General features: G+C 63.6%; 6 protein-coding genes and 2 pseudogenes. 5 read left to right on the top strand and 3 right to left on the bottom strand.

Translation table 11 applies throughout. From position 1 onward, the window contains the following. Nucleotides 1-656: transposase (locus ATY77_RS17950; protein ID WP_088688414.1), on the top strand; the 656-nt coding region annotated here is incomplete at its 5' end. A 12-nt stretch (nt 657-668) separates the two neighbouring features. Then, a pseudogene (locus ATY77_RS33215) lies at nt 669-819 on the top strand (tRNA lysidine(34) synthetase TilS); the annotation flags it as partial. A gap of 184 nt (nt 820-1,003) precedes the next feature. Here the strand turns inward: ATY77_RS33215 and zigA are convergent. Both zigA and znuA read right to left on the bottom strand, forming a co-directional pair. Beyond that, a complete protein-coding gene (zigA, locus tag ATY77_RS17945; protein WP_088688413.1) occupies nt 1,004-2,209 on the bottom strand; it encodes a zinc metallochaperone GTPase ZigA in 1,206 nt (401 codons plus the stop codon). 113 nt (nt 2,210-2,322) lie between these two features. Continuing rightward, nucleotides 2,323-3,387 (bottom strand): zinc ABC transporter substrate-binding protein ZnuA, encoded by a 1,065-nt coding sequence (gene znuA / locus ATY77_RS17940; protein WP_088688412.1) that lies wholly within the window; start codon nt 3,385-3,387, stop codon nt 2,323-2,325. A gap of 101 nt (nt 3,388-3,488) precedes the next feature. Here znuA and ATY77_RS17935 point away from each other — a divergent pair, with 101 nt between their 5' ends. Genes ATY77_RS17935 through ATY77_RS17925 form a run of 3 tightly spaced genes read left to right on the top strand, consistent with a single transcriptional unit; the run spans nt 3,489 to nt 5,624 of the window. Next, nucleotides 3,489-4,424 (top strand): metal ABC transporter ATP-binding protein, encoded by a 936-nt coding sequence (locus tag ATY77_RS17935; protein ID WP_088688411.1) that lies wholly within the window; start codon nt 3,489-3,491, stop codon nt 4,422-4,424. Then, on the top strand, nt 4,417-5,229 hold the full coding sequence (locus ATY77_RS17930; protein ID WP_088688410.1) for an iron chelate uptake ABC transporter family permease subunit: 813 nt from the start codon (nt 4,417-4,419) through the stop codon (nt 5,227-5,229). Before ATY77_RS17935 ends, ATY77_RS17930 begins: the two co-directional genes overlap by 8 nt. Next, on the top strand, nt 5,226-5,624 hold the full coding sequence (locus tag ATY77_RS17925; RefSeq protein WP_088673388.1) for a Fur family transcriptional regulator: 399 nt from the start codon (nt 5,226-5,228) through the stop codon (nt 5,622-5,624). The genes ATY77_RS17930 and ATY77_RS17925 overlap by 4 nt, the downstream gene beginning before the upstream one ends. A gap of 220 nt (nt 5,625-5,844) precedes the next feature. Here the strand turns inward: ATY77_RS17925 and ATY77_RS33460 are convergent. After that, nucleotides 5,845-5,944, bottom strand: a pseudogene (locus ATY77_RS33460) (IS110 family transposase); the annotation flags it as partial.

Here is a 5,944-nt window from a genome sequence, read left to right as displayed (position 1 = left end):
ACCGCATCGATGCGGCGATGATTGCGCATTACGCCGAAGCTAGGCGGCTGTCGGCCCTTCCGCCGCCGAAAGCCGCGCAGCTGCGGCTGTCGGCGCTGATGACGCGGCTGTCCCAGGTCACGCGTGACCTGACCGTTCAAAAGCAGCGCCGCAGCGCGGCCGCCGATAGGGCGATCGTGGAAAGCCTCGATGAGGTGATCGCGCTTTTGATGCGCCAGAGCCGCACCCTCGAAGGCGAGATCGCCTCGATGATCGACGACGATCCGCTCTGGGCCTGCCTCAACCGGGCCTTCCGCTCGATCAAGGGCGTGGCCGATCGCACCGTTGCTCGGCTGATGGCCGAGCTTCCCGAGATCGGCCGGATTTCCAACAAGGCGATCGCCAAGCTGGCCGGTCTTGCGCCGATTGCCAACGACAGCGGCAAACGCAGCGGACACCGGCCGGTGCGCGGCGGACGCTCCGGACCGCGAGGCATCCTGTTCGTGGTTGCCGCCACTGCGGCCAGACACGATCCGCACCTGGCTGCTTTCAGGCAAAGGTTGCAAAGCGCCGGCAAACCAAAAATGATCATCCGCATCGCACTCGCCCGAAAACTCCTGGTCATTCTCAATGCAAAAGCACGAGATGCGCGAAGAGAATTCGAATATGCAACTTGACAACCCAGATAGTCGCTCATTCCTGTGCCCGTCACAGGAATCCAGCCACCGCGCGTCCGCGCGGTGATTGACTCAATGTGATTTTGGAAAAGAGTCTTCCGCGCCCAAAGACTTGGGCGCGCTGGATCCCTGTGACGAGCACAGGGATGAGGGAGCGTGGGGAGCGGCCCGCGCCTAATTCTGCCGCCGTGCAGCCGTCATCCCCTTGGCAATAATACCAAGCAATCCCCTTGGTGTTCTGTGAACCTCACCATTCCCCTCATGCGTCAACGGATGCAGCCCGTCGATCGGCGGCAGCGGTTCACATTCCGTGCAGACGCAGCGGTAGGATTTAATTGCCGTTGCCTTCATGCCGCCTGCCTGTTCCAGCTGGCGAAAGGGTCGGGCAAGTTGCGCCAGCGGTCGGGCGTGAAGGCTTCGGTTTCGATCAGACAGGCGTCGAGCTCTCTCCTCATCCAGGCCTCGTCCATCGGGTCGGCGCCGATGAAGACGATTTCCTGGCGGCGGTCGCCCCAGACGGGATCGAGATAGGGGCCGAGGGCGTTGAGAAAGTCAGGCTCCTGCGGCCATTGTTCGCGGGGGACGGCCGCCCACCACAGGCCCATCTTGCCGGTGCGCACGATCGCGCCCGCCTGGCTGATCTCGCCGACATGGTGCGGGCGGGTCGCAAGCCAGAAGAAGCCTTTGGCGCGCACCACGCCCGGCCAGCTCTTGTCGAGAAAGGCCTGGAGCCTGGCCGGATGGAACGGCCGCTTCTCGCGGTAGACGAAGGAGCGGATGCCGTATTCCTCGGTCTCCGGCACATGGTCTCTGAAGCCGTGCAGCTCCTTGTACCAGAGCGGATGGGTCTCGGCCTTGTCGATGTCGAAGCGGCCGGTGCCGAGCACGTCCTTCAGCGCCACCTTGCCGAAATCCGCCTCGATCAGCGTCGCATCCGGGTTCAGGCCGATGATGATTTTCCGCGCGGCGTCGCGTTCCGCCTCGCTCGCCGTGCCGATCTTGTTCAGCACCACGACATCGGCGAATTCGATCTGCTCGACCAGCAGGTCGACGATCGTTCTGTTGTCGCCGTCACCCGCCGTTTCGCCGCGGTCGGCGAGGAAATCGGCAGAGGCGTAGTCGGCGAGCAGATTGGCGGCGTCGACGACGGTCACCATTGTATCGAGCCTTGCGACGTCGGACAGGCTTTCGCCTTTCTCGTCGCGGAATTCGAAGGTGGTGGCGACGGGCAGGGGCTCGGCGATGCCTGTGGATTCGATCAGCAGATAATCGAAGCGGCCCTGGGCCGCGAGATCGCGCACCTCCTTCAACAGATCGTCGCGCAGCGTGCAGCAGATGCAGCCATTGGTCATCTCCACCAGCTGCTCCTCGGTGCGCGAGAGATTGGCGCCGCCATCGCGCACGAGGGCGGCGTCGATGTTCACCTCGCTCATGTCGTTGACGATGACGGCGACGCACATGCCCTCGCGATTGGCGAGCACGTGGTTGAGCAGCGTCGTCTTGCCGGCGCCGAGAAAGCCGGAGAGCACCGTGACCGGAAGCCTGTTGTCCATGGGAACCTCATTATTATTAACGTTATATCATTACATAGATCGCGCCGAAAAAAGGCGGAACGGGGTCATCCGCCTCTTTCCGCCTCAGCTCTCTCCAGGAGATTGCACGGCAATCATGCGCTGGAGAGGCAGGCCTTCATGCTGTCGGCGATGCCGCGCATGAGGGTGAAGTAGAGATCGGGGCCTGCCGTCAGCGTCGCCGCTTCCGGATCGAGCACGCCCGACTTGGCGCGCGTGCCTTCGATGACGACCTTGACGAGGCGCGGCTCGAATTGCGGCTCGGCAAAGACGCAGGTTGCTCCGAGTTCGCCGACCTTGCGGTGAATTTCCGAGACGCGCTCGGCGCCCGGAATGGTCTCCGGGCTGACGGTGATCGAGCCGGCGACGCGGATGCCGTAGCGGTGCTCGAAATATTGGTAGGCGTCGTGGAAGATCACGAAGGGCTTGTCCTTGACCGGGGCGACTGTGGCGGCAATCTCCTTGTCCAGCGCCGTCAGCTTGTCGTCCAGCGCCTTGGCATTGGCCTGATAGGTCAGCGCATTGGCGGGATCGGCGGCGACCAGCGTCGTGGTGATCACGGCGGCCATCGCCTTGGCATTCATCGGATCGAGCCAGAGATGCGTGTCGAAGGCGCCATGCTCGTGCTCATGTTTCTCATGATCGTCGTGATGGGCGTGCTCGTCCCCATGATCGTGACCATCGTGATGTCCGGAGCCGGCGGCTTCATGGTCGCCGTCATCATGCGCCTCGAAGGCACCGCCTTCGCGGAAGGGCAGCTTGACGAGGCCGGGGGCGTTGTCGAGCTCGACGACGCTCGCATCCGAGCCCAGCGCCTCGAGCGGCTTTTCGAGGAAGGCCTCGAGGCCGGGGCCGGTCCAGAAAACCACCTTGGCCTCCTGCAGTGCCCGCGCATTCGACGGCTTCAGGCTGTAGGTGTGCGGGGAGGCGGCGCCATCGACGATCAGCTCCGGTTCGCCCACGCCCTGCATGATCGCCGAAACCAGCGAATGGATCGGCTTGATCGAGGTGACGACGATGGGCGCGTCGGCGGCCCGCATGCTGCCGGCGAAAAGCAGGGCAGGGACCGCCAGGGCCGGGATGGCGAGGACGGCCGGAATTCTGAGGGCCAGTGTTTTCAGGGCAAGGGTTTTCAGAGTATGGCCGGGCGCGCGTTTCATCATATGCTCCGCTTGAATTGCAGATGTTATGTTATTACATCAATTGCGTTATGCTATAACGTGTGCAATAGCAGGATGCAACAGCGCTGTCGGAAAATTTGATGCTCTCTCCCGCAAATAAGAAGGGCGAACGGTTGGTTTCGCTCGACAATGTCGGCGTTCTCAGGAACGGCCGCTGGCTGGTGCGCGGCGTCGAGTTTTCCGTTTCGCGCGGCGAGATCGTCACGCTGATCGGGCCGAACGGCTCCGGCAAATCGACGAGCGCCAAGGCCGCGATCGGCGTGTTGAAGCCGGACGAGGGCAGGGTGGAGCGGCTGGCCGGGCTGAAGGTCGGCTATGTCCCGCAGAAGCTTTCGATCGACTGGACGCTGCCGCTGACGGTGCGTCGGCTGATGACGCTGACCGGCCCGTTGCCGCAGCGCGACATGCAGGCGGCGCTCGAAGCCGCCGGCATCGCCCATATGATCGATGCCGAGGTGCAGCATCTCTCCGGCGGCGAGTTCCAGCGGGCGCTGATGGCCCGGGCGATCGCCCGCAAGCCCGATCTGCTGGTGCTGGACGAACCGGTGCAGGGCGTGGATTTCTCCGGCGAGATCGCGCTCTACGATCTGATCAAATCGATCCGCAACGCCAGCGGCTGCGGCATCCTGCTGATCTCGCACGATCTGCATGTCGTCATGGCCGAAACCGATACGGTGATCTGCCTCAACGGCCATGTCTGCTGTCGCGGCACGCCCGAGGCCGTCAGCCGCAGCCCGGAATATGTGCGCCTCTTCGGCAGCCGCGCCGCCCAGACGCTCGCCGTCTACAGCCACCACCACGACCACACGCATCTGCCGGACGGCCGGGTGCTGCATGCCGATGGGTCCGTGACGGATCATTGCCATCCCGAGGATGGCCATCACGCGCATGACGGGCATGAGCACGCACATGCCGGGGATGGCCACGCACATGCTCATGATCGCGATGATCATCACGGGCACGATCATGCGCACGAACAGGCCCATTCCCGCAGCGGGGAGGGCCGCCATGCTTGACGATTTCTTCGTGCGCGCCATCCTGGCCGGCGTCGGGCTGGCGCTGACGACGGGGCCGCTCGGCTGCTTCATCATCTGGCGGCGCATGGCCTATTTCGGCGATACGATCGCCCATTCGGCGCTCTTGGGCGTGGCGCTGTCGCTGCTTTTCGAACTCAACCTGACGCTCGCCGTCTTCGCGGTCGCCGCTCTGGTCTCGGTGCTGCTGCTCTTCCTGCAGAAGCGCCAGGCGCTGTCGGCCGATGCGCTGCTCGGCATCCTCTCGCATGCGACGCTGGCGATCGGCCTCGTCATGGTCGCCTTCATGAGCTGGGTGAGGATCGATCTCATCGGCTTCCTGTTCGGCGATATCCTTGCCGTTTCCACCACCGATATCGCGCTGATCTGGGGCGGCGGGCTCTTCGTGCTGGCGGCGATCGCCTGGCTCTGGCGGCCGCTGCTGGCGGCCACCGTCAATGCCGAGCTTGCCGAGGCCGAGGGGCTGCGGCCCGAGCGGGCGCGGCTCTTCTTCATGCTGCTGATGGCCGTCGTCATCGCGATTGCCATGAAGATCGTCGGCATCATGCTGATCACCTCGCTGCTGATCATTCCGGCGGCTGCGGCGCGGCGCTTTTCGGTCACGCCGGAGATCATGGCGGTGCTCGCCTCGCTGATTGGGGCGGCCGCCGTCGTCGGCGGGCTGTTCGGCTCGCTCACCTACGACACGCCGTCCGGCCCCTCGATCGTGGTGGCGGCGCTCGTCCTCTTCATTCTCAGCCTGCTTCCCGTCAGGCGCCGCGCGGTCATGCAAGGACAAGGCTCATGACAACACCGCAACTCACCAAGAACCAGTCGCTTGTTTTCGACGTGCTCGAAAAGGCCGAAGGGCCGCTTAGCGCCTACACCATCCTCGACAAGCTGCGCGACCATGGTTTTCGCGCGCCGCTGCAGGTCTACCGGGCGCTGGAGAAACTGCTCGAATACGGCGTCGTGCACCGGCTCGAAAGCATCAACTCCTTCGTCGCCTGCGCCCATCCCGGCGATAACTGCCACAGCCACGGCATCGTCGCCTTCGCCATCTGCGAAAGCTGCGGCCAGGTGATGGAATTCCACGACCACGAGGTCGACCACCGGCTGATGGGCTGGGTGCGCGGGCAGAAGTTCAAGCCCGAGAAGACGACGATCGAGATCCGCGGACTGTGCGAGGCCTGTGCGGCGTAGGTGGCAATACTATTCTGTGGCGACTTATCCTATCGCGCTGACCGAAATTTGGCGGGAAGCACCCACCTCTTCACCCTCATTCCTGTGCTCGTCACAGGAATCCAGCCACCGCGCGTCCGCGCGGTGAATGACTTCTCCCGTAAAAGAGTCTCCCGCGCCCAAGGACTTGGGCGCACTGGATTCCTGTGACGAGCACAGGAATGAGCGACTATCTGGGTTGTCAAGTTGCATATTCGAATTCTCTTCGCGCATCTCGTGCTTTTGCATTGAGAATGACCAGGAGTTTTCGGGCGAGTGCGATGCGGATGACCATTTTGGGC

It is taken from the genome of Rhizobium sp. R634 (genome assembly GCF_002211305.1).
Taxonomy (GTDB): domain Bacteria; phylum Pseudomonadota; class Alphaproteobacteria; order Rhizobiales; family Rhizobiaceae; genus Rhizobium.
The sequence above is the reverse complement of the archived record's forward strand: the minus strand, read 5'-3'. Positions and strand labels throughout refer to the sequence as shown.

What these genes read in the sequence shown, in the direction of transcription:
- ATY77_RS17935 (WP_088688411.1), top strand. Translation starts at nt 3,489, where the DNA reads ATGCTCTCTCCCGCAAATAAGAAGGGCGAACGGTTGGTTTCGCTCGAC.
- zigA (WP_088688413.1), bottom strand. Translation starts at nt 2,209, where the DNA reads ATGGACAACAGGCTTCCGGTCACGGTGCTCTCCGGCTTTCTCGGCGCC.
- ATY77_RS17930 (WP_088688410.1), top strand. Translation starts at nt 4,417, where the DNA reads ATGCTTGACGATTTCTTCGTGCGCGCCATCCTGGCCGGCGTCGGGCTG.
- znuA (WP_088688412.1), bottom strand. Translation starts at nt 3,387, where the DNA reads ATGAAACGCGCGCCCGGCCATACTCTGAAAACCCTTGCCCTGAAAACA.
- ATY77_RS17925 (WP_088673388.1), top strand. Translation starts at nt 5,226, where the DNA reads ATGACAACACCGCAACTCACCAAGAACCAGTCGCTTGTTTTCGACGTG.